The organism is Pseudomonas sp. FG47 (assembly GCF_057809115.1).
This window is the reverse complement of record NZ_JBMDJI010000001.1, coordinates 90,060-113,461: the sequence shown is the minus strand read 5'-3', so window position 1 is coordinate 113,461 and position 23,402 is coordinate 90,060. Positions and strand designations below refer to the sequence as shown.

Below are 23,402 nucleotides of genomic sequence, written 5' to 3'. Positions count from 1 at the left end.
GTGGCTTACAACTTGTTCAGCGGAATTTTCAGGTAGCTCACGCCGTTCGCTTCGGGCTCGGGGAACTGTCCGCTGCGCATGTTGATCTGCACCGAGGGCAGGATCAGCACGGGCATGTCGAGGGTCTTGTCGCGGGCTTCGCGCATCTCGACGAAACTGTCTTCGCTGACGCCTTCATGGATATGAATGTTGTCGGCGCGCTGTTCGGCTACGGTGGTCATGTAGCGAAGTTCGCGGCCACCGGGCAGGTAGTCGTGGCACATGAACAGCCGGGTCTGGTCGGGGAAGGCCAGCAGACGACGGATCGAGCGGTACAGGGTTCGCGCGCTGGCGCCGGGGAAATCGCAGCGGGCAGTGCCATAGTCCGGAGTGAACAAAGTATCGCCGACGAACACGGCGGTCTCGCCCGCGTCCTCGACCATGTAACTCATGCACGCCGGGGTATGCCCAGGGGTGTGCAGGGCACGGGCATGCAGGTTGCCGATGCGAAAGCCTTCTTCATCAACCAGCAGCACATCGAACTGGCTGCCATCGCGGGCGAAGCCTGGTTCGGCGTTGAACAGGGTGCCGAAAACTTTCTGCACCTGGGTAATCTGCGCGCCGATGGCGATGCTGCCGCCGAGTTTTTCCTTGAGATAGGCCGCTGCGGACAGATGGTCGGCGTGCACGTGGGTATCCAGAATCCATTGCACCTTGGCACCCAGCGCCTCGACCCGGGCGATCAGTGTGTCTGCCGAATCGGTGCGGGTACGTCCAGACTTGGGGTCGTAATCCAGCACGCTGTCGATCAGCGCGCACTGGCGGGTCTCGCCATCCATGACCAGGTAGCTGATGGTCGAGGTCGCTTTGTCGAAGAACTCTTCGACGTGAAGGTTGTTGCCGATGATCATTGCACTCTCCAGTTATCCACCGGGCCTCCTTGAAGGCATAGGCAGTGGAGGATGCTTTATCAAGATGCATGCCATGCCTTTCCGATGACCGCTGCCCCCTGTAGGGGCGGCCTTGTGCCGCGATGGGCTGCGCAGCAGCCCCCGGTCTGCCAGCCGAGGGTGACAGTTGCTGGCAGTCGACTGTCAGCCAATGGCAGTGTTTGGCAGTCCTTGCTACCCTCGCCAGGTCCTTCATCTGGTGCTGTCATGCTAGCCGCTTCCCATCCTGCCATCTTCGCGCTGGTGTCCTACCTCGAACACGATGTGCTGCCCAGCATCGTGCTCGATACCGACTACAACATCCTCGCCGCCAACGCCGCTTATCGCCGCCAGTTCGGTAGCGAGGCCCATGCGCCCATCGGCGAGAAATGTCATCGGGTTTCGCACCACTATGCCGTACCTTGCGACCAGGCAGGCGAACACTGCCCGCTGCGCAAGTCACTGGACAGCAAGTTGCCCGAGCGCGTACTGCACATCCATCACACGCCGCGTGGTCCGGAGCATGTGGACGTGGAGCTGCGGCCAATCCTCGATGACCAGGGCAGGGTGGTGGCCTTTGTCGAACGCCTGACCAGCGTCACCCTGGCGTCCGCCCAACCAAAGGAGCAAGGCCTGGTCGGGCGGGCTCCCGCGTTCAAGACCGCGGTGGCCAGTTTACAGCGAGCCGCTCCGGCGCAGATCCCGGTACTGCTGCAAGGTGAGTCGGGCACCGGCAAGGAACTGTTCGCCCGCGCCTTGCACCTGGGTAGCCCCCGAGCCAACGGTCCCCTGGTGGTGGTGGACTGTACCGGGCTGACCGAGTCGTTGTTCGAGAGCGAGCTGTTCGGCTACGAGAAGGGTGCCTTCACCGGTGCGACCCAGCGCAAGATAGGCCTGGCCGAGGCCGCTCACGGTGGCACGTTGTTCCTCGACGAAATCGGCGAGGTGCCACTGGCCATGCAGGTGAAGTTGCTGCGCCTGATCGAGTCCGGCAGCTTCCGCCCGGTGGGCAGCACCCGCACTGTTCATTCGGATTTCCGTCTGGTGTCGGCGACGCACAAGCCATTGAAAGAGATGGCCAGCGCAGGGACCTTCCGTGAAGACCTGTATTACCGTATCAGCGGGTTTCCGATTCGGCTGCCATCATTGCGCGAACGAGTGGAGGATTTGCCGTTGCTCTGTGAGAGCCTGTTACAGCGCATGGCGGGCAAGCAGTCGCCCAAGGTGTCGAGCGAAGCGCTCGAACGGCTTGGTCTGCACAAATTCCCAGGTAACATCCGTGAGCTGCGCAACATCCTCGAGCGCGCCCGGTTGTTCGCCGATGACGGTTTGATCCGCCCCGAGCATCTTCCCGAAGATGTCTATTCTGTGGCCAAAGCGTCCGGCGCACGCAGCCGTGGCATCAGCGAAATGGGCGACCTGGCCCATGCCCTGGAAACCTTCAAAGGCTCACGCAGCGACCTGGCCGAGCATTTGGGCATCAGCGAACGCACGCTTTACCGTCGATTGAAAGCACTTGGTTTATCGTAGTTCCACGTGGAACATTCTTGCAGATGAAAAAAAACCAATCCGAAAGGATTGGTTTTTTTGTTCCGCCTGCAACTGATCAGAAGTCCAGGTTGGACACCGACAGCGCGTTGCTTTCAATGAAGTCGCGACGTGGCTCAACCGCATCACCCATCAGGGTGTTGAACAGCTGGTCGGCGGCGATGGCATCTTCGATGGTCACCTTGAGCATGCGGCGCACGGTTGGGTCCATGGTGGTTTCCCACAGCTGGTCCGGGTTCATCTCACCCAGTCCTTTGTATCGCTGGATAGTGTGACGCTTGGTGCTCTCGTTCATCAGCCAGTCCAGGCCTTCCTTGAACTCGGTGACCGCCTTGCGACGTTCACCACGCTGCACGTAAGCGCCTTCACCCAGCAGGGTGCCGAGCTTGGCACCGAGGACGACCACGGAACGGTAATCGTTGCTGCCGAAGAACTCGCGGTTGAAGGTGACGTAGCTGGCCAAGCCATGGGAGGTGATTTCCACTTCAGGCAGCCAGATATTGCGTTCCTTGTCTTCGCGCAGGCGGGTCACGTAGCTCAGGCCAGACTTCTGGCTGCTGTTCAGACGCTCCTGGAACTTGTCCAGCCAGGCTTGCATGTCTACCTGGTTGGCCAGTTGCTCCTGGGTGACTTCCGGCATGTAGATGAAGTGCTCGGTCAGCTCCTGCGGATACAGGCGCGACAGGCGCTTGAGCGTTTTCATCACGTTGCGGAACTCGTTGACCAATGCCTCGAGCTGAACACCGGATACCGCTGGCGCCGACTCGTCCAGGTGCAGGCTGGCATCTTCGAGGGCCGACTGGGTCATGTATTCTTCCATGGCCTCGTCGTCCTTGATGTACTGCTCCTGCTTGCCTTTCTTCACCTTGTACAGCGGTGGCTGGGCGATATAGATGTAGCCACGCTCGACCAGCTCTGGCAACTGACGGAAGAAGAAGGTCAGCAGCAGGGTACGAATGTGCGAACCGTCGACGTCAGCATCGGTCATGATGATGATGTTGTGATAACGCAGCTTGTCGATGTTGTACTCTTCGCGACCGATGCCACAGCCCAGGGCGGTGATCAACGTACCGACCTCCTGCGAGGAGATCATCTTGTCGAAGCGCGCCTTCTCGACGTTGAGGATCTTGCCCTTCAGCGGCAGGATCGCCTGGGTACGACGGTTACGGCCTTGCTTAGCCGAACCACCTGCGGAGTCACCCTCCACCAGGTACAGTTCGGAAAGGGCAGGGTCCTTCTCCTGGCAGTCGGCCAGCTTACCCGGCAGGCCGGCGATGTCCAGCGCGCCTTTGCGGCGGGTCATTTCACGGGCCTTGCGCGCAGCTTCACGGGCACGAGCGGCATCGATCATCTTGCCGACCACGGCCTTGGCTTCGTTGGGGTTCTCCAACAGGAAGTCGGCGAAGTACTTGTTCATCTCCTGCTCCACGGCGGTCTTCACCTCCGAGGAAACCAGTTTGTCCTTGGTCTGCGAGCTGAACTTCGGATCCGGCACCTTGACCGAAATGATCGCGGTCAGACCTTCACGGGCGTCGTCACCGGTGGTGGCAACCTTGTTCTTCTTGGCCAGGCCTTCCTGCTCGATGTAGCTGTTCAGGCTACGGGTCAGCGAGGAACGGAAGCCTACCAGGTGCGTACCACCGTCGCGCTGCGGAATGTTGTTGGTGAAGCACAGCAGGTTTTCGTTGAAGCTGTCGTTCCACTGCAGAGCAACTTCAACACCCACGCCATCGTCACGCTGGACATTGAAGTGGAAGACTTGGGAGTTCACCGGGGTCTTGTTGGTGTTGAGGTACTCGACGAATGCGCGCAGGCCCCCTTCGTAACGGAAGAACTCTTCCTTGCCGGAGCGCTCGTCCTTCAACAGGATGCCAACGCCGGAGTTCAGGAACGACAGTTCGCGAATACGCTTGGCAAGGATGTCCCAGCTGAAGTGGATATTCTTGAAGGTCTCGGCCGAAGGCTTGAAGTGGATGTGGGTACCGGTGGTTTCGCTATCACCCACCACTGCCATTGGCGCTTGTGGCACACCGTGCACATAGGTCTGTTCCCAGATCTTGCCGCTACGGCGAACGGTGAGCACCAGTTTCTCGGACAGCGCGTTCACCACCGACACACCTACACCGTGCAGACCGCCGGATACCTTGTAGGAGTTGTCGTCGAATTTACCGCCGGCGTGCAGCACGGTCATGATGACCTCGGCTGCGGAAACGCCTTCTTCTTTATGCACGTCGACCGGAATACCACGGCCGTTGTCACGGACGCTGATGGATTCGTCCGGGTGAATGATGACGGTGATGTCATCGCAGTGCCCGGCCAGGGCTTCGTCGATCGAGTTGTCGACCACCTCGAACACCATGTGGTGCAGGCCGCTGCCGTCATCGGTGTCGCCAATGTACATGCCGGGACGTTTGCGTACGGCATCCAGCCCTTTCAGCACCTTGATGCTGGAGGAGTCGTACGTTTGATTTTCGCTCATGCCTTCACTCCCGATGGTCGTGGGTCTGGGTGATACGGCCTTGTTCCACGTGGAACAAGGCGACTGGCGTTTCCGTCTGCCAGCCTTCCCTCAGAAATTCGTGGTCTACACAGGTGATGAACACCTGGCAGTTCAATTCTTCAAGCAAGCGGCACAGGGCACGGCGATGCTGCTCGTCCAGTTCGGACGGCAAGTCATCCACCAGATAAATACACTGGCCGCGGCGAACCTGGCTGACCAGATGCCCTTGGGCAATTCGCAGGGCACACACAACCAGCTTTTGCTGGCCCCGCGAGAGAATGTCAGCCGCGTTGTTCGCGCCCAATCGCAGGCGTAGATCGGCGCGCTGGGGACCGGCCTGGGTATGGCCCATCTGCTGATCGCGAAACAGGGAGGCGGCGAGGACTTCGTTAAGTTCCCGGTCCTTGTCCCAGCCGCGGTAATAGCTCAGGGTCAGCCCATCCAGTTCGACCAGCTCGCTCAGGGTCTGCTCGAAGACGGGCTTCAAGGCCTTGATGTAGTTGCGACGGTATTCATCTATTTCCGCACTGGCGAGGCAAAGCTCCCGATCCCAGGCGGCTTGCGAAACGGCGTCCAGTGTACCATGCCGCAGCCATGAGTTCCGCTGCCGCAAGGCCTTCTGCAGGCGCTGCCAGGTGGCCATGAAGCGCGGTTCCACGTGGAACACACCCCAATCGAGGAACTGACGACGCACCTTCGGCGCGCCTTCAAGCAACCTGAAACTGTCCGGGTTGATCAGTTGCAGTGGTAGCATTTCGGCCAGTTGCGCGGCACTGCGCGCATTCTGTCCATCAATGCGAATGGTGAAATCACCTTGCCGCTCCCGCGAAACCCCAAGGTTGCTGGTGCCACCTTCGGCCAGTTCGACTTGGCCGAACACTGTGCAGGTCGGTTGCTCGTATTGAATGACCGGGTTCAACCGGGTACTGCGGAACGAGCGCGCCAGCCCAAGCAAGTGCACGGCTTCGAGCACGCTGGTCTTGCCACTGCCGTTGGCGCCATAAAGGATATTGATGCGGGGGGAGGGTGAGAGGGTCACCGGGTGCAGGTTGCGCACCGCGGTGACCGAAAGACGTCGAAGGGACATGTCGCCTGCTTAGGTTACAGACGCATCGGCATGACAACGTAGGACGAGTCGTCATTGCCTGCTTCCTGCAGCAAGGCACTGCTGTTGGAGTCAGACAGAATCAGGCGAACCTGTTCGGTGGTCATGACACCCAGCACGTCCAGCAGATAGCTGACGTTGAAACCGATCTCCAGCGAGCTGCCGTTGTAGTCGACGCTGATCTCTTCTTCCGCTTCTTCCTGCTCCGGGTTGTTGGCCTGGATTTTCAGCTGGCCGGCGGCCAATTGCAGGCGAATACCACGGTACTTCTCGTTGGACAGGATCGCGGTACGGCTGAACGCTTCGCGCAGGGCCTGGCGATCACCGATCACCAGCTTGTCACCGCCCTTGGGCAGGACGCGCTCGTAGTCCGGGAACTTGCCATCGACCAGCTTGGAGGTGAAGGTGAATTCACCGGTGGTCGCACGGATGTGGTGCTGGCCCAAGACGATGCTGACCATGCCTTCCGGGTCGGTGAGCAGACGCGCCAATTCGAGAATACCCTTGCGTGGCACGATGACCTGGTGACGATCAGCCTGGCCAATCGGCGCCTGCATGGCACACAGGGCCAGACGGTGACCGTCGGTGGCAACGGCGCGCAGGGTGTCGGTGGACACCTCCAGCAGCATGCCGTTGAGGTAGTAACGCACGTCCTGCTGGGCCATGGCGAAGCTGGTGCGCTCGATGAGGCGACGCAGCTTGCTCTGTTCCAGGTTGCAGGTCAGCGAGCCTGGGCCTTCTTCCACGGTCGGGAAGTCGTTGGCCGGCAGGGTCGACAGGGTGAAACGGCTGCGACCGGCCTTGACCAGCAGTTTCTGCTCGTCGACCTTGATGTCGATCAGCACGTCGCTGGGCAGGCTCTTGCAGATGTCCATCAGCTTGCGCGCTGGGACGGTGATCTCGCCTGGCTCCGCAGGCTCTTCCAGCTGGACGCGGCCAACCAGTTCGACTTCCAAGTCGGTACCGGTCAACGACAGTTGCTGGCCTTGCACGACCAGCAGCACGTTGGACAGTACCGGCAAGGTCTGGCGGCGCTCGACGACGCCGGCGACCAGTTGCAGGGGTTTCAACAGGGCTTCGCGTTGAATGGTGAAATGCATGGTCTAGTCCCTTGCCTTCAATAAGCTGCGCAGACGGCCATCAGGTCGTCAGCGTACGCAGCAGGTTCTTGTAGTCCTCGCGGATGTCCGCGTCGGATTCCTTCAATTCGTTGATCTTGCGGCAGGCGTGCAGCACGGTGGTATGGTCGCGGCCGCCAAACATGTCGCCGATTTCCGGCAAGCTATGGTTGGTCAGCTCCTTGGACAACGCCATGGCCACCTGGCGCGGGCGCGCCACCGAACGCGAACGGCGCTTGGACAGCAGATCGGCGATCTTGATCTTGTAGTACTCGGCCACGGTGCGCTGGATGTTATCCACACTGACCAGTTTGTCTTGCAGCGCCAGCAAGTCCTTGAGCGACTCGCGGATCAGCTCGATGGTGATGTCACGGCCCATGAAGTGCGAATGGGCGATCACCCGCTTCAGGGCGCCTTCCAGCTCACGCACGTTGGAGCGGATGCGCTGGGCGATGAAGAACGCGGCATCATGCGGCAGTTCGACCTTGGCCTGGTCGGCCTTCTTCATCAGGATCGCCACGCGAGTTTCCAGCTCGGGCGGCTCGACCGCCACGGTCAGCCCCCAACCGAAGCGCGACTTCAGGCGTTCTTCCAGGCCTTCGATTTCCTTCGGATAGCGGTCACTGGTGAGGATCACCTGTTGGCCGCCTTCGAGCAGGGCGTTGAAGGTGTGGAAAAACTCTTCCTGGGAACGCTCTTTGCGGGCGAAGAACTGGATATCGTCGATCAGCAGCGCATCGACCGAACGGTAGAAGCGCTTGAATTCATTGATGGCGTTGAGCTGCAAGGCCTTGACCATGTCGGCGACGAAGCGCTCCGAGTGCAGGTACACCACCTTGGCGTTCGGGTTCTTCTTCAGCAGATGGTTACCCACAGCGTGCATCAAGTGGGTCTTACCCAGGCCGACACCGCCATAAAGGAACAGCGGGTTGTAGCCGTGCTTGGGGTTGTCGGCCACCTGCCAGGCTGCGGCGCGAGCCAGCTGGTTGGACTTACCCTCGACGAAGGTTTCGAAGGTGAAGGTGCGGTTCAGGTAGCTGGTGTGCTTGAGCGCGCCCTCGACCTGCACCGTGCGCTGCTCGCTACGCCCGCCGGTGGCCGGCGTTGGCGCAGTTTCGGCCATGCTATCGAAACTGTCGCGAGAAGTCGGTTCCTCGATGGTTTCGGCTACCTGTGCCGGCTCGGCCACAGGCGCGCTGACCGGCTCGACCGGGCGCGCGACCTGGGCGCTCTGCTGTGCCTGTTGCGCGGCAACCGCGGCGCTGACCGGAGCATTGGGGGCGGCACGTGCCGCCGAGCTGCGGCGGCTGCCTATTAATAAGGAAAGGGCAGGCGCAATACCGCTGCCTTTTTCGCCAAGCAGCTCAAGCAAACGGCCAAGGTACTTTTCATTGACCCAATCGAGAACGAAGCGGTTGGGCGCATAGACGCGCAACTCGTCGCCTTCGGCTTCGACCTGTAGCGGACGGATCCAGGTGTTGAATTGCTGGGCAGGCAGTTCATCGCGCAGAAGCTCCACGCACTGCTGCCAAAGTTCCACTGACACGGATATCCCCTGAGTTGAAAGCCGGATGAGGCAAAAACAAACCGCCATTGTACCGGGCACAGGGTAACTTATCCACACGTAGCGACCTCCACAGGCAGGGTAAAGACGCCAAAATCTGACGGGAATACCGGCTCCGCCGTGTGAATAAGCCCTGTGGATAAACGCACCTGAGGGCTATGCACAACCCTGAGCCCAACCCTGTGGATAAAGCAGCTGTGGATAAACAGGCTTTTGCTGCACAGGTTGTACCCATGCCCAGCACAGCCAGAGCACCCGTTACCGACAAGGTTGTGAAACTCTGTACATACCATGGATATTGGGCTGTACTAGGTTATCCACAGAAGGTTATGCAGCTAAACTCTTTAAGATCTTCAGAAAAGCTTTTTATATGCCTCTTTGTTTTTTTCAATAACCTGCGTGTTCCGATGACCCGGTGCCCATTGCACAGCGTTGGCCCATTCGACCTTCCATAAGGAAAGGCTGGTTGGAAATTGACCTATTGCCTTGCTTTCTCTAGAATCGCCGATCTCTTAAAAAGGGGGCCCTTCCGGCCCGTTGTCGACCAACCCAGGTAACACGCCATGAAACGTACTTTCCAACCAAGCACCATCAAGCGCGCCCGCACCCACGGTTTCCGTGCCCGTATGGCTACCAAGAACGGCCGCGCCGTACTGTCGCGTCGTCGTGCCAAAGGCCGTAAGCGTCTGGCCATTTGATTTTCCGGCACAGGTGGTGAGTCAGGACTTCAGTCGGGAAAAGCGACTGCTTACACCCCGGCATTTCAAAGCGGTCTTCGACTCCCCAACCGGCAAGGTTCCAGGGAAAAACCTGCTTATCCTTGCCCGCGAGAACGGCCTCGATCACCCACGCCTCGGCCTGGTGATCGGCAAGAAGAGCGTCAAGCTCGCCGTTCAACGCAATCGCCTGAAACGCCTGATGCGCGATTCGTTCCGCCTGAACCAGCAGTTGTTGGCTGGTCTGGATATCGTGATCGTCGCGCGCAAGGGGTTGGGCGAAGTGGAAAACCCAGAATTGCACCAACACTTTGGCAAGCTCTGGAAGCGACTGGTTCGCAGTCGGCCCTCTCCAGCGGTCAATGCCGATACCGCAGGGGTAGACAGTCACGATGCGTAAACTGGCACTCGTTCCGATCCAGTTTTATCGTTACGCCATCAGTCCACTGATGGCCAGTCACTGTCGTTTCTATCCCAGCTGTTCCTGTTACGCCTATGAAGCCATCGAAAACCATGGCCTCTTGCGTGGTGGGTGGCTGGCCGTTCGTCGCCTGGGGCGTTGTCATCCGTGGAACGACGGCGGTTTCGATCCCGTTCCACCAGCTCCTTCCTCCCGAACTTCTTCGATAGCCGAGTAATCATGGATATTAAACGCACGATCCTGATCGTCGCCCTGGCAATCGTGTCCTATGTCATGGTCCTCAAGTGGAACCAGGACTACGGCCAGGCTGCATTGCCGACTCAGCATGCTGCCGCCAGCAATGCCAATGCGTCCCTGCCGGACAGCGTGCCCGCCAGCAACAACGGCGCCAACGCCGATTTGCCGAGCGTCGATGCCCAAGCCGGCAACACTGGCGTGGCGCCAGCGCCCGTTGCGGTCAGCAAGGACCTGATCCAGGTCAAGACCGATGTCCTGAACCTGGCTATCGACCCGGTTGGCGGCGATATCGTCCAGCTGACCCTGCCCCAGTACCCACGCCGTCAGGACCATCCTGAAATTCCGTTCCAGTTGTTCGACAACGGCGGCGAGCGTGTCTACCTGGCCCAGAGCGGCCTGATCGGCAACAACGGCCCGGACCGCGCCAGCGGCCGTCCGCTGTATGCCACCGAACAGAAGAGCTACCAGCTGGCCGACGGTCAGAACCAACTGGTGGTCGACCTGAAGTTCAGCGAAAACGGCATCAACTACATCAAGCGCTTCAGCCTCAAGCGCGGCGAGTACGACCTGACCGTCAGCTACCTGATCGACAACCAGAGCGCCCAGGCCTGGAGCGGCAACATGTTTGCCCAGCTCAAGCGTGACGCCAGCTCTGATCCGTCGTCGAGCACCGCTACCGGCACCGCCACTTACCTGGGCGCGGCCCTGTGGACAGCTTCCGAGCCGTACAAGAAAGTGTCGATGAAGGACATGGACAAGGGCGGTTTGCAAGAAAATGTGTCCGGCGGCTGGGTCGCCTGGCTGCAGCACTACTTCGTCACCGCCTGGATCCCGAGCAAGTCTGATAACAACGCAGTCCAGACCCGCAAGGACAGCCAGGGCAACTACATCATCGGCTACACCGGCCCGGCCCTGAACGTGCCGGCCGGCGGCAAGGTCGAAACCAGCGCCATGCTGTACGCCGGACCGAAGATCCAGTCCAAGCTCAAGGAGTTGTCCCCAGGCCTGGAACTGACCGTCGACTACGGCTTCCTGTGGTTCATCGCCCAGCCGATCTTCTGGCTGCTGCAACATATCCACAGCCTGTTGGGTAACTGGGGCTGGTCGATCATCGTCCTGACCATGCTGATCAAGGGCCTGTTCTTCCCGCTCTCGGCCGCCAGCTACCGCTCGATGGCGCGCATGCGTGCCGTGGCGCCGAAGCTGGCCCAGCTCAAGGAACGCTTCGGTGACGATCGCCAGAAGATGTCCCAGGCGATGATGGAGCTGTACAAGAAAGAGAAAATCAACCCGCTGGGCGGCTGCCTGCCGATCCTGGTGCAGATGCCGGTATTCCTGGCCCTGTACTGGGTGCTGCTGGAAAGCGTAGAGATGCGCCAGGCCCCATGGATGCTGTGGATCACCGACCTGTCGATCAAGGATCCGTTCTTCATCCTGCCGATCATCATGGGCGCCACCATGTTCATCCAGCAGCGCCTGAACCCAACGCCGCCGGATCCGATGCAGGCGAAGGTGATGAAAATGATGCCGATCATCTTCACCTTCTTCTTCCTGTGGTTCCCGGCTGGCCTGGTGCTGTACTGGGTTGTGAACAACTGCCTGTCGATCGCGCAGCAGTGGTACATCACCCGTAGCATCGAAGCGGCAACCAAGAAAGCTGCCGCTTGACGGGCAACCCGGTTTGCCTGTGAATAAAAACGCCCCCTAGTGGGGCGTTTTTGCTATCTGACGAATTCGTTGTAGAGGCTTTCGAGCATGAACACTGTGCGTGAAACCATTGCCGCCATCGCCACCGCCCAGGGCCGTGGCGGGGTCGGCATCGTCCGCTTGTCCGGGCCCTTGGCCAGCCAGGCCGGGCTGGCCCTCACCGGCCGCACCTTGACCCCGCGGCATGCCCACTATGGCCCGTTTCGCGATACCGACGGCCTGGTGCTGGACGAAGGCATCGCGCTGTTCTTCCCTGGGCCGAACTCGTTCACCGGTGAGGACGTGCTCGAGCTACAGGGACACGGCGGCCCGGTGGTCATGGACATGCTGTTGCAGCGCTGCCTGCAGCTGGGTTGCCGGTTGGCGCGCCCGGGCGAGTTCAGCGAGCGTGCATTCCTCAACGACAAGCTCGACCTGGCTCAGGCCGAGGCCATCGCCGACCTGATCGAAGCCAGCTCGACCCAGGCCGCGCGCAATGCCCTGCGCTCGTTGCAAGGCGCGTTCTCCAAGCGTGTACACAGCCTGACTGAGGCACTGATCGCCCTGCGTATCTACGTCGAGGCGGCTATCGACTTCCCCGAGGAAGAAATCGACTTTCTCGCCGATGGCCATGTACTGCGCATGCTCGATGAGGTACGCAACGAACTGTCCAGTGTGCAGCGTGAAGCCGGACAGGGCGCCTTGCTGCGCGACGGCATGACCGTGGTCATCGCCGGTCGGCCGAATGCCGGCAAATCGAGCCTGCTCAACCAGCTGGCCGGGCGAGAGGCGGCAATCGTCACCGATATCGCCGGTACTACCCGGGATATCTTGCGCGAACATATCCACATCGACGGCATGCCACTGCACGTGGTCGACACTGCAGGTTTGCGCGACACCGACGACCATGTGGAAAAGATTGGCGTGGAGCGGGCGCTCAAAGCCATCGGCGAAGCCGATCGCGTGCTGTTGGTGGTGGACTCCACAGCCCCGGAGGCCAGTGATCCGTTCGCCTTGTGGCCGGAGTTCCTTGACCAGCGGCCGGACGTGGCCAAGGTCACGCTGATCCGTAACAAGGCTGACCTAAGCGGCGAGCTGGTGGGAATGGAGCAGAGCGACGACGGTCATGTGACCATTACCCTGAGTGCCCGAGATAGCGACATGGGCCTGGAGCTGCTGCGCGACCACCTCAAGGCATGCATGGGCTATGAACAGACCGCCGAGAGCAGCTTCAGCGCCCGTCGGCGCCACTTGGAGGCACTGCGCCAGGCCAGCGACCACCTTGAGCATGGCCGGGCACAGTTGACCCTGGCCGGTGCGGGTGAGCTGTTGGCGGAAGATCTGCGCCAGGCACAGCAGGCGTTGGGGGAAATTACCGGGGCGTTCAGCTCGGATGACCTGCTGGGGCGGATCTTCTCGAGTTTCTGCATCGGCAAGTAATCCACAGCTCAGTGGACAAGGCCGCGCCCATTCGGGCGCGGCTTTTTTTTGCCTGCCACTCGGGCCTTGCTGCAGAGCGCGACCCTTTTTACAGCAGCGAACGCCATCAACAGGTGCAATGGCAAGCGCATAAGCTTTGTGGAAAACTCATCTTCAGCTCGGTTGATAACCAGGCTTTTTTTCTGAGGACAAACCCACCTGTGGGTAACCATCACTTTCATCCACAGCTTACACGCGGTTATCCATACCCCTCAGGCCCCTTCCGACACAGGGTTATGAAATCCTGAAAGCTTTGCCATTCCTAGGCTATAGATACTTATCCACATGTGGATAGGCCTCTAAGAATAAACATAAAAACAAAGCTTTTTTAAATTTTTCCTCTTTGTTTTCTTTTACCTGCCACTCATCCACAGCCTGGTCAAATTTTGCTCAGAAGGTTTATCGAAGGGGACTAAGCCCCTATACTGGTCCGCTTCCCTTCTCTATTTGCAAAAACAGGCACGAGGTGCGTGGTGGATTTCCCTTCCCGTTTTGAAGTGATCGTCATCGGCGGCGGCCATGCCGGTACCGAGGCTGCGCTTGCGTCCGCACGCATGGGTGTGAAAACCCTGCTGCTGACCCATAACGTGGAAACCCTCGGTCACATGAGTTGCAACCCGGCCATCGGTGGCATCGGCAAGAGCCACCTGGTCAAGGAAATCGATGCGCTCGGCGGCGCCATGGCCCTGGCCACCGACAAGAGCGGCATCCAGTTCCGCATCCTGAACAACCGCAAGGGCCCGGCGGTGCGCGCTACCCGCGCGCAGGCCGACCGCGCCATCTACAAGGCGGTGGTACGGGAAATCCTGGAAAACCAGCCGAACCTGTGGATATTCCAGCAGTCCTGCGATGACCTGATCGTCGAGCAGGACCAGGTCAAGGGCGTGGTCACGCAAATGGGTCTGCGCTTCTTCGCCGACTCCGTGGTGTTGACCAGTGGCACCTTCCTCGGCGGGCTTATCCACATCGGTTTGCAGAACTACTCCGGTGGTCGCGCCGGCGATCCACCCGCCAACGCCCTGGCCAGCCGCATGCGTGAATTGCCGCTGCGCGTCGGCCGCCTGAAAACCGGCACACCGCCGCGTATCGATGGCCGTTCGGTGGACTTCTCGGTGATGACCGAGCAACCCGGCGATACCCCTATCCCGGTGATGTCGTTCATGGGCGACGCGCAGATGCACCCACGCCAGGTGAGCTGCTGGATCACCCACACCAATGCCCGCACCCACGAGATCATCGCGTCGAACCTCGACCGTTCGCCGATGTACTCCGGGGTGATCGAAGGCATCGGCCCACGCTACTGCCCGTCGATCGAGGACAAGATCCACCGCTTCGCCGACAAGGAAAGCCACCAGGTGTTCATCGAGCCGGAAGGCCTGACCACCCACGAGCTGTACCCCAACGGCATTTCGACTTCGCTGCCGTTCGACGTGCAGTTAGAGATCGTCCGCTCGATCCGCGGCATGGAAAACGCCCACATCGTGCGCCCGGGCTATGCCATCGAGTACGACTACTTCGACCCGCGCGACCTCAAGTACAGCCTCGAGACCAAGGTCATCGGCGGCTTGTTCTTCGCCGGCCAGATCAACGGCACCACCGGCTACGAAGAAGCCGGCGCCCAGGGCCTGCTGGCCGGGACCAACGCGGCGTTGCGCGCGCAGGGCCGCGAAAGCTGGTGTCCACGCCGCGACGAGGCGTACATCGGGGTACTGGTCGACGACCTGATCACCCTGGGTACCCAGGAGCCGTACCGCATGTTCACCTCGCGCGCCGAGTACCGGTTGATCCTGCGCGAGGACAACGCCGACCTGCGCCTGACCGAAAAGGGCCGCGAGCTGGGCCTGATCGACGACGCCCGCTGGGCGGCGTTCTGCGCCAAGCGCGAAGGCATCGAGCGGGAAGAACAACGCCTGAAGAGCACCTGGGTGCGTCCAGGCACCCCGCAGGGCCAGGCCATTGTGGATAAGTTCGGCACGCCGTTGGCCCATGAGTACAGCCTGCTGAACCTGTTGGCCCGTCCGGAGGTCGACTACGCTGGGCTGATCGAAGCGACTGGTGGCGAGGTAATCGATCCACAGGTCGCCGAGCAGGTCGAGATCAAGACCAAGTACGCCGGCTACATCGACCGTCAGCAGGAAGAGATCGCCCGTCTGCGGGCCAGCGAGGACACCCGCCTGCCTGTGGATATCGACTACACCACGATTTCCGGCCTGTCCAAGGAGATCCAGGGCAAACTCGAGCAGACCCGTCCCGAGACCCTGGGCCAGGCGTCGCGTATCCCGGGCGTTACCCCGGCGGCGATTTCCCTGTTGCTGATTCACTTGAAAAAACGCGGCGCAGGCCGCGAATTGGAGCAAAGCGCTTGAGTTCCCTGGTCACCCCGCAACATGCCGAAGAGTTGTCCACAGGTGCGCGCCAGCTTGGTGTCGAGCTGAGCGCGCAGCAGCATCAGTTGCTGTTGGGCTACCTGGCCCTGTTGATCAAATGGAACAAGGCCTACAACCTGACCGCGGTGCGCGACCCGAACGAGATGGTTTCGCGCCATCTGCTCGACAGCCTCAGCGTCATGCCGTTTATCCACAACGACACCCTGCGCTGGCTGGATGTCGGTAGTGGCGGCGGCATGCCGGGCATCCCGCTGGCCATCCTGCACCCGCACAAGCAGGTGACGGTGCTCGACAGCAACGGCAAGAAGACGCGCTTCCTCACCCAGGTGAAGATGGAGCTGAAACTGGACAACCTGACGGTTATCCACAGCCGGGTGGAAGAGGTCCAACCCGAGCAGCCGTTCTGCGGGATCATCTCCCGGGCCTTCAGCAGCATGGAGAATTTCACCAACTGGACCCGCCACCTGGGTGACGCCCGCACGCAATGGCTTGCAATGAAGGGGCTGCATCCTGCCGATGAACTGGTAGCATTGCCCGCAGACTTCACAGTGGAAAGCGAGCAGGCCCTGACCGTTCCAGGTTGCCAGGGCCAGCGCCATCTGCTGATACTGCGCCGCAAGGCATGACTGGGAACACACGCAACAATGGCTAAGGTATTCGCAATCGCGAACCAGAAGGGTGGTGTGGGCAAGACCACCACCTGCATCAATCTCGCCGCATCGCTGGCCGCGACCAAGCGTCGCGTGCTGCTGATCGACCTCGATCCACAGGGCAACGCCACCATGGGCAGCGGTGTGGATAAACACGAGCTCGAGCATTCGGTGTACGACCTGCTGATCGGGGAATGCGACCTGGCCCAGGCCATGCACTATTCCGAGCATGGCGGCTTCCAACTGCTGCCGGCCAACCGCGACCTTACCGCCGCCGAGGTAGTGCTGCTCGAGATGCAGATGAAGGAGAGCCGCCTGCGCAACGCGCTGGCGCCGATCCGCGAGAACTACGACTACATCCTCATCGACTGCCCGCCGTCGCTGTCGATGCTGACGCTCAATGCCCTGGTCGCCTCCGATGGCGTGATCATCCCCATGCAGTGCGAGTACTACGCACTGGAAGGCTTGAGCGACCTTGTGGATAACATCAAGCGCATCGCCGCCCGGCTGAACCCGGAGCTGAAGATCGAGGGCCTGCTGCGGACCATGTACGACCCGCGCCTGAGCCTGAACAACGATGTTTCGGCACAGCTCAAGGAGCACTTCGGCGACCAGCTGTACGACACGGTGATACCGCGCAACATCCGCCTGGCCGAGGCGCCGAGCTTCGGCATGCCGGCACTGGCCTACGACAAGCAGTCCCGCGGCGCCCTGGCCTACCTGGCCCTGGCCGGGGAACTGGTACGTCGTCAGCGCCGTCCATCACGCACTGCACAAACAACTTAAGGAATCCGCATGGCCATCAAGAAACGCGGTCTCGGACGTGGGTTGGATGCACTGCTCAGTGGTCCTTCCGTCAGCGCGCTGGAAGCGCAGGCTGTCAAGATCGACCAGAAGGAACTGCAACAACTGCCAGTCGAGCTGATCCAGCGCGGCAAGTACCAGCCGCGTCGCGACATGGACCCCGAGGCGCTCGAGGAACTGGCGCATTCGATCCGTCTGCATGGCGTCATGCAACCAATCGTGGTCCGCCCGATCGGCGACAACCGCTACGAGATCATCGCCGGTGAACGGCGCTGGCGCGCCACCCAGCAGGCCGGCCTGGACACCGTGCCGGCCATGGTCCGCGAAGTGCCCGACGAAGCCGCCATCGCCATGGCGCTGATCGAGAACATCCAGCGCGAGGACCTCAACCCGCTGGAAGAAGCCCTGGCCTTGCAGCGCCTGCAGCAAGAGTTCGAGTTGACCCAGCAGCAAGTGGCCGATGCCGTCGGCAAGTCGCGGGTGACCGTGGCCAACTTGCTGCGCCTGATTTCGCTGCCCGAGGCGATCAAGACCATGCTCGCCCACGGTGACCTGGAGATGGGCCACGCCCGCGCCTTGCTCGGCCTCGGCGAAGATCGCCAGGAAGAAGGGGCGCGTCATGTTGTCGCACGCGGCCTTACCGTGCGCCAGACCGAGGCACTGGTGCGCCAGTGGCTCAACGGTAAACCTGAGCCGGTCGAATCGAGCAAACCTGATCCGGACATCGCGCGCCTCGAGCAGCGTCTGGCAGAGCGGCTGGGCTCCGCGGTGCAAATCCGCCATGGCAACAAGGGCAAGGGCCAGTTGGTTATCCGCTATAACTCGCTCGACGAGTTGCAAGGCGTGCTTGCTCACATCCGCTGAAACAATTCCCGTTGTAGCGCGCAGTCGGAAATCACTACCGAAGAGTTGAATAGGGGTTAATCCACCCCTATACTCTGCGCGCATTTTGTCGGCACAAATTATGCCAAGTCATTGCTGACGAGGCGGTCGACTTTCGAGGAGCAGTTGTGATGGAAATCCGCACGCCAAACCGCCTGCCTTTCCATCGCTGGGCGGTTTTCCCGGTTCTGCTGGCTCAATTTGTTGTGCTGCTGCTGGCAACCTTGGTGTTGTGGCAGTGGAAAGGGGCGGTCAGTGGATATTCAGGCCTTTGCGGAGGTTTGATTGCCTGGCTGCCCAATGTGTATTTCGCCTGGAAGGCATTTCGCTTCAGCGGAGCCCGGGCGGCGCAGGCCATCGTCAAGTCGTTCTACGCAGGCGAGGCAGGCAAGATGATTTTGACGGCAGTGCTGTTTGCACTGACCTTCGCAGGAGTGAAGCCATTGGCGCCGTTGGCAGTATTCGGCGTCTTCGTGCTGACCCTTTTGGTCAGCTGGTTCGCGCCCCTGCTGATGAATAAAAGACTTTCGAGACCTTAGGGCGTTTGAGGCAACCATGGCAGAAGAAACCGCTTCGGGTTATATCCAGCACCACTTGCAGAACCTGACCTACGGTCAACTACCAGACGGCAGCTGGGGCTTCGCCCATTCGGCTGCAGAAGCCAAGGCAATGGGCTTCTGGGCGTTCCACCTGGACACCCTGGGCTGGTCCGTTGCGCTGGGTCTGATCTTCCTGTTCATCTTCCGCATGGCGGCCAAGAAGGCGACTTCCGGGCAACCGAGCGGTCTGCAGAACTTCGTGGAAGTGCTGGTGGACTTCGTCAACGGCAGCGTGAAGGACTCCTTCCACGGCCGCAGCCCGGTGATCGCCCCACTGGCGCTGACCATCTTCGTCTGGGTGTTCCTGATGAACGCCATCGACCTGGTACCGGTCGACTGGATTCCGCAGCTGGCCATCCTGATCTCCGGTGATCCGCACATTCCGTTCCGCGCCGTGTCGACCACCGACCCGAACGCGACCCTGGCCATGGCCTTCAGCGTATTCGCCCTGATCATCTTCTACAGCATCAAGGTCAAGGGCCTGGGCGGCTTCATCGGCGAGCTGACCCTGCACCCGTTCGGCAGCAAGAACATCTTCGTGCAGATCCTGCTGATTCCGGTCAACTTCCTGCTCGAATTCGTCACCCTGATCGCCAAGCCGATCTCGCTGGCACTGCGTCTGTTCGGCAACATGTACGCCGGCGAGCTGGTGTTCATCCTGATCGCGGTGATGTTCGGCGCCGGTATCCTGTGGCTCAGCGGCCTGGGTATCGTGCTGCAGTGGGCGTGGGCAGTGTTCCACATCCTGATCATCACCCTGCAAGCTTTCATCTTCATGATGCTGACCATCGTCTACCTGTCGATGGCCCACGAAGATAACCATTAAGACCGCCTGGCGTGTCTGATAGCCTTCCCCGCCGGTTTGGGGGGAGGGCTTAAAAAGTCCGCAAGGGCATGCTGTACCAAACGATTTGTTTTACCGCTTCAAACTAAAAACCTAACCAATACGACGTAAAAGTCGGGAGGAAAGATGGAAACTGTAGTTGGTCTGACCGCTATCGCTGTTGCTCTGCTGATCGGCCTGGGTGCTCTGGGTACCGCCATTGGTTTCGGCCTGCTGGGCGGCAAATTCCTGGAAGGCGCTGCTCGCCAGCCAGAAATGGTTCCGATGCTGCAGGTCAAAATGTTCATCGTTGCCGGCCTGCTCGACGCCGTGACCATGATCGGTGTTGGTATCGCTCTGTTCTTCACCTTCGCAAACCCCTTCGTTGGTCAGATCGCCGGCTAATCACTCGTTTTTTACGAGTTGATTGCTGTGATGAACAAAGACCGAGCGAGGTGTTGGCGTGAACATTAATGCAACCCTGATTGGCCAATCCGTTGCTTTCCTGATTTTTGTACTCTTCTGCATGAAGTACGTATGGCCTCCGGTCATCACTGCTCTGCAAGAGCGCCAAAAGAAGATTGCCGACGGCTTGGACGCTGCCAACCGCGCAGCTCGCGACCTGGAGCTGGCCCAAGAGAAAGCGGGTCAGCAACTGCGTGAAGCGAAGGCACAGGCAGCCGAAATCATTGAGCAAAGCAAGAAGCGCGCTGCTCAGCTTGTCGAGGAAGCCCGTGAACAGGCCCGCGTCGAAGCTGACCGTGTGAAGGCTCAGGCTCAAGCCGAGATCGAACAGGAACTGAACAGCGTCAAAGACGCCCTGCGTGCCCAAGTGGGTGCCCTGGCCGTTGGCGGTGCTGAAAAGATCCTTGGCGCCACAATCGATCAAAACGCGCATGCGGAGCTGGTTAACAAACTGGCCGCTGAAATTTAAGCGAGGGCGATCATGGCAGAACTGACCACGTTGGCCCGACCTTACGCTAAGGCTGCCTTCGAGCATGCCCAGGCCCATCAGCAACTGGCCAATTGGTCAGCCATGCTCGGCCTGGCTGCTGCGGTGTCGCAAGACGACACCATGCAGCGCCTGCTCAAGGCCCCGCAACTGACTAGCGCAGAAAAGGCCGCCGCATTCATTGAAGTGTGCGGTGACAAGTTTGACGCCAAGGCACAGAATTTCATTCATGTTGCCGCGGAAAACGAACGTCTCCTGCTTCTGCCGGAGATTTCGACTCTGTTCGACCTGTACAAGGCCGAGCAAGAGAAGTCCGTGGACGTGGAAGTCACCAGTGCTTTTGCGTTGAACCAAGAACAGCAAGACAAACTCGCCAAGGTTCTCAGTGCACGGTTAGGCCAGGAAGTGCGCCTGCACGCGTCGGAGGATGCCAGCCTGATCGGCGGCGTCGTCATCCGCGCTGGCGACCTGGTAATCGACGGTTCGGTTCGCGGCAAGATCGCGAAACTGGCCGAAGCCTTGAAATCTTGAGTTTGAAGGGGCAGCAGAGCAATGCAGCAACTCAATCCTTCCGAAATTAGTGAAATCATCAAGGGCCGCATCGACAACCTCGATGTCGGCTCCCAAGCCCGTAACGAAGGTACCGTCGTTTCGGTTTCCGACGGCATCGTGCGGATCCACGGTCTGGCCGACGTCATGTACGGCGAAATGATCGAGTTCCCGGGCAGCGTATTCGGCATGGCCCTGAACCTGGAGCAAGACTCCGTAGGTGCAGTGATCCTGGGTGCCTATGACACCCTCGCCGAAGGCATGAGCGCCAAGTGCACCGGCCGCATCCTGGAAGTTCCGGTTGGTAAGGAACTGCTGGGTCGCGTCGTCGACGCACTGGGTAACCCGATCGACGGCAAGGGTCCTCTGGGCAACACCCAGACCGACGCGGTCGAGAAAGTAGCTCCAGGCGTGATCTGGCGTAAGTCGGTAGACCAGCCTGTACAGACTGGCTACAAGTCCGTCGACGCCATGATCCCTGTCGGCCGTGGCCAGCGCGAGCTGATCATCGGTGACCGTCAGATCGGCAAGACCGCCATGGCCATCGACGCCATCATCAACCAGAAAGACTCCGGTATTTTCTGTGTTTATGTTGCAGTCGGCCAGAAGCGTTCCACCGTTGCCAACATCGTTCGCAAGCTGGAAGAAGCCGGCGCCCTGGCCAACACCATCGTGGTCGTTGCCAGTGCTTCGGAATCCGCCGCACTGCAGTTCCTGGCACCTTACGCCGGCTGCACCATGGGCGAGTTCTTCCGTGACCGCGGTGAAGACGCGCTGATCGTTTACGATGACCTGTCCAAGCAGGCCGTTGCCTACCGTCAGATCTCCCTGCTGCTGCGCCGTCCACCAGGACGTGAAGCGTACCCAGGCGACGTGTTCTATCTCCACTCCCGTCTGCTGGAGCGTGCATCGCGCGTTTCCGAAGAGTACGTCGAGAAGTTCACCAACGGTGCCGTAACCGGCAAGACTGGCTCGCTGACCGCTCTGCCGATCATCGAAACCCAGGCTGGCGACGTTTCCGCGTTCGTTCCGACCAACGTGATCTCGATCACCGACGGTCAGATCTTCCTGGAATCGGCCATGTTCAACGCAGGCATCCGTCCTGCCGTTAACGCCGGTGTGTCGGTATCCCGTGTTGGTGGTGCCGCCCAGACCAAGATCATCAAGAAGCTGTCCGGTGGTATCCGTACCGCCCTGGCCCAGTACCGTGAACTGGCGGCCTTCGCCCAGTTCGCTTCGGACCTGGACGAGGCTACCCGCAAGCAGCTGGAGCATGGTCAGCGCGTTACCGAGCTGATGAAACAGAAGCAGTACGCGCCAATGTCGATCGCCGACATGGCCCTGTCGCTGTACGCCGCTGAGCGTGGTTTCCTGACCGACGTAGAAGTCTCCAAGGTTGGCAGCTTCGAGCAAGCGCTGATTGCCTACTTCAACCGTGATCACGCCGAACTGATGGCCAAGATCAACGTGAAGGGTGACTTCAACGACGAAATCGACGCTGGCATGAAAGCCGGTATCGAGAAGTTCAAGGCCACCCAGACCTGGTAAGCCGCAGCGGGGGCTCCGGCCCCCGCTTGCTAACCTGATAGGTGATACATGGCAGGCGCAAAAGAGATTCGCAGTAAGATTGCGAGCATCAAAAGCACGCAAAAAATTACCAGCGCCATGGAGAAAGTGGCGGTCAGCAAGATGCGCAAGGCACAAATGCGCATGGCTGCTAGCCGTCCTTACGCGGAGCGTATCCGCCAGGTGATCGGTCATCTGGCCAACGCCAACCCGGAATACCGCCACCCGTTCATGATCGAGCGCCCTGTAAAGCGCGCCGGTTATATCGTGGTGAGCAGTGACCGTGGTCTGTGCGGTGGCTTGAATACCAACCTGTTCAAGGCCCTGGTCAAGGACATGAACGAAAACCGCGAACAGGGCGTGGAAATCGACCTGTGCGTGATCGGCAGCAAGGGTGCGACTTTCTTCCGCATCTTTGGCGGTAACGTCGTAGCCGCGATCAGCCACCTGGGCGAAGAGCCATCGATCAACGATCTGATCGGCTCCGTCAAAGTGATGCTGGACGCCTACCTGGACGGCCGCATCGATCGCCTCTCGGTGGTTTCGAACAAGTTCATCAACACCATGACCCAAAAACCGACGGTAGAGCAGTTGGTACCGTTGGTGGCAACCCCGGATCAGGAACTCAAGCACCACTGGGACTACCTGTACGAACCCGACGCAAAAGAGCTGCTGGACGGCTTGATGGTGCGTTACGTGGAGTCGCAGGTGTACCAGGCGGTGGTCGAGAACAACGCTGCTGAACAAGCGGCCCGGATGATCGCCATGAAGAACGCCACAGACAACGCCGGTGATTTGATCAAAGAGCTTCAGTTGATCTACAACAAGGCGCGTCAGGCTGCGATCACCCAGGAGATCTCGGAAATCGTCGGCGGCGCTGCCGCGGTTTAACGGTTCAAAAATTCAGA

The 23,402-nt window shown here is 60.1% G+C and carries 22 protein-coding genes; 17 read left to right on the top strand and 5 right to left on the bottom strand.

Translation table 11 applies throughout. The features are described from left to right. Positions 1 to 5: 5 nt before the first annotated feature. Positions 6 to 890 carry an MBL fold metallo-hydrolase gene (locus ACODS5_RS00530; RefSeq protein ID WP_489107653.1) on the bottom strand — a complete coding sequence of 295 codons (885 nt, stop codon included), beginning with the start codon at positions 888 to 890 and terminating at the stop codon, positions 6 to 8. A 246-nt stretch (positions 891 to 1,136) separates the two neighbouring features. Here ACODS5_RS00530 and ACODS5_RS00525 point away from each other — a divergent pair, with 246 nt between their 5' ends. Further along, positions 1,137 to 2,438, top strand: a complete 1,302-nt coding sequence (locus tag ACODS5_RS00525) for a sigma-54 interaction domain-containing protein (protein WP_489107652.1) — start codon at positions 1,137 to 1,139, stop codon at positions 2,436 to 2,438. 76 nt (positions 2,439 to 2,514) lie between these two features. Here ACODS5_RS00525 and gyrB read toward each other — a convergent pair whose 3' ends face one another. The 4 genes from gyrB to dnaA are packed head-to-tail and all read right to left on the bottom strand — an operon-like array spanning position 2,515 to position 8,725. Further along, a complete protein-coding gene (gene gyrB / locus ACODS5_RS00520; RefSeq protein ID WP_134689110.1) occupies positions 2,515 to 4,935 on the bottom strand; it encodes a DNA topoisomerase (ATP-hydrolyzing) subunit B in 2,421 nt (806 codons plus the stop codon). 4 nt (positions 4,936 to 4,939) lie between these two features. After that, positions 4,940 to 6,043 (bottom strand): DNA replication/repair protein RecF, encoded by a 1,104-nt coding sequence (recF, locus tag ACODS5_RS00515; protein ID WP_489107651.1) that lies wholly within the window; start codon positions 6,041 to 6,043, stop codon positions 4,940 to 4,942. A gap of 14 nt (positions 6,044 to 6,057) precedes the next feature. Continuing rightward, positions 6,058 to 7,161, bottom strand: a complete 1,104-nt coding sequence (gene dnaN / locus ACODS5_RS00510; protein WP_134689112.1) for a DNA polymerase III subunit beta — start codon at positions 7,159 to 7,161, stop codon at positions 6,058 to 6,060. A gap of 40 nt (positions 7,162 to 7,201) precedes the next feature. Further along, a complete protein-coding gene (dnaA, locus tag ACODS5_RS00505) occupies positions 7,202 to 8,725 on the bottom strand; it encodes a chromosomal replication initiator protein DnaA (protein WP_489107650.1) in 1,524 nt (507 codons plus the stop codon). A 581-nt stretch (positions 8,726 to 9,306) separates the two neighbouring features. Here dnaA and rpmH point away from each other — a divergent pair. From rpmH to atpG, 16 genes are all read left to right on the top strand, one after another. After that, the gene (gene rpmH / locus ACODS5_RS00500) at positions 9,307 to 9,441 is read left to right on the top strand and encodes a 50S ribosomal protein L34 (RefSeq protein ID WP_003253163.1); all 135 of its coding nucleotides are present in this window, start codon (positions 9,307 to 9,309) and stop codon (positions 9,439 to 9,441) included. Positions 9,442 to 9,454: 13 nt separating this feature from the next. Continuing rightward, positions 9,455 to 9,859, top strand: coding sequence for a ribonuclease P protein component (gene rnpA, locus ACODS5_RS00495; protein WP_134689227.1), 405 nt, complete (start codon positions 9,455 to 9,457; stop codon positions 9,857 to 9,859). After that, on the top strand, positions 9,852 to 10,097 hold the full coding sequence (yidD, locus tag ACODS5_RS00490; RefSeq protein ID WP_011536514.1) for a membrane protein insertion efficiency factor YidD: 246 nt from the start codon (positions 9,852 to 9,854) through the stop codon (positions 10,095 to 10,097). The genes rnpA and yidD overlap by 8 nt, the downstream gene beginning before the upstream one ends. A 2-nt stretch (positions 10,098 to 10,099) precedes the next feature. Next, a complete protein-coding gene (gene yidC, locus ACODS5_RS00485) occupies positions 10,100 to 11,785 on the top strand; it encodes a membrane protein insertase YidC (protein ID WP_134689114.1) in 1,686 nt (561 codons plus the stop codon). Positions 11,786 to 11,872: 87 nt separating this feature from the next. Next, complete coding sequence (gene mnmE / locus ACODS5_RS00480) at positions 11,873 to 13,243, top strand: tRNA uridine-5-carboxymethylaminomethyl(34) synthesis GTPase MnmE (RefSeq protein WP_134689115.1); 1,371 nt, start codon at positions 11,873 to 11,875, stop codon at positions 13,241 to 13,243. A 512-nt stretch (positions 13,244 to 13,755) separates the two neighbouring features. After that, a complete protein-coding gene (gene mnmG / locus ACODS5_RS00475; protein ID WP_134689116.1) occupies positions 13,756 to 15,648 on the top strand; it encodes a tRNA uridine-5-carboxymethylaminomethyl(34) synthesis enzyme MnmG in 1,893 nt (630 codons plus the stop codon). Continuing rightward, on the top strand, positions 15,645 to 16,295 hold the full coding sequence (gene rsmG / locus ACODS5_RS00470; RefSeq protein WP_134689117.1) for a 16S rRNA (guanine(527)-N(7))-methyltransferase RsmG: 651 nt from the start codon (positions 15,645 to 15,647) through the stop codon (positions 16,293 to 16,295). Before mnmG ends, rsmG begins: the two co-directional genes overlap by 4 nt. An 18-nt stretch (positions 16,296 to 16,313) precedes the next feature. Then, positions 16,314 to 17,105: a ParA family protein gene (locus ACODS5_RS00465; RefSeq protein WP_134689118.1), complete on the top strand. Its 792-nt coding sequence runs from the start codon at positions 16,314 to 16,316 to the stop codon at positions 17,103 to 17,105. Between the two features lie 9 nt (positions 17,106 to 17,114). Beyond that, the gene (locus ACODS5_RS00460) at positions 17,115 to 17,987 is read left to right on the top strand and encodes a ParB/RepB/Spo0J family partition protein (protein WP_134689119.1); all 873 of its coding nucleotides are present in this window, start codon (positions 17,115 to 17,117) and stop codon (positions 17,985 to 17,987) included. A 149-nt stretch (positions 17,988 to 18,136) separates the two neighbouring features. Next, a complete protein-coding gene (locus ACODS5_RS00455; protein WP_008092225.1) occupies positions 18,137 to 18,544 on the top strand; it encodes a F0F1 ATP synthase subunit I in 408 nt (135 codons plus the stop codon). 16 nt (positions 18,545 to 18,560) lie between these two features. Beyond that, a complete protein-coding gene (gene atpB, locus ACODS5_RS00450; RefSeq protein ID WP_134689120.1) occupies positions 18,561 to 19,430 on the top strand; it encodes a F0F1 ATP synthase subunit A in 870 nt (289 codons plus the stop codon). 144 nt (positions 19,431 to 19,574) lie between these two features. Continuing rightward, positions 19,575 to 19,832: a F0F1 ATP synthase subunit C gene (gene atpE / locus ACODS5_RS00445; protein ID WP_003097235.1), complete on the top strand. Its 258-nt coding sequence runs from the start codon at positions 19,575 to 19,577 to the stop codon at positions 19,830 to 19,832. 58 nt (positions 19,833 to 19,890) lie between these two features. Continuing rightward, the gene (locus ACODS5_RS00440; protein WP_023383136.1) at positions 19,891 to 20,361 is read left to right on the top strand and encodes a F0F1 ATP synthase subunit B; all 471 of its coding nucleotides are present in this window, start codon (positions 19,891 to 19,893) and stop codon (positions 20,359 to 20,361) included. Between the two features lie 12 nt (positions 20,362 to 20,373). After that, positions 20,374 to 20,910: a F0F1 ATP synthase subunit delta gene (locus ACODS5_RS00435; protein ID WP_023628561.1), complete on the top strand. Its 537-nt coding sequence runs from the start codon at positions 20,374 to 20,376 to the stop codon at positions 20,908 to 20,910. A gap of 21 nt (positions 20,911 to 20,931) precedes the next feature. Beyond that, the gene (gene atpA, locus ACODS5_RS00430; protein ID WP_038707082.1) at positions 20,932 to 22,476 is read left to right on the top strand and encodes a F0F1 ATP synthase subunit alpha; all 1,545 of its coding nucleotides are present in this window, start codon (positions 20,932 to 20,934) and stop codon (positions 22,474 to 22,476) included. A gap of 48 nt (positions 22,477 to 22,524) precedes the next feature. After that, positions 22,525 to 23,385 (top strand): F0F1 ATP synthase subunit gamma, encoded by an 861-nt coding sequence (gene atpG / locus ACODS5_RS00425; RefSeq protein WP_028690020.1) that lies wholly within the window; start codon positions 22,525 to 22,527, stop codon positions 23,383 to 23,385. Positions 23,386 to 23,402 lie beyond the last annotated feature (17 nt).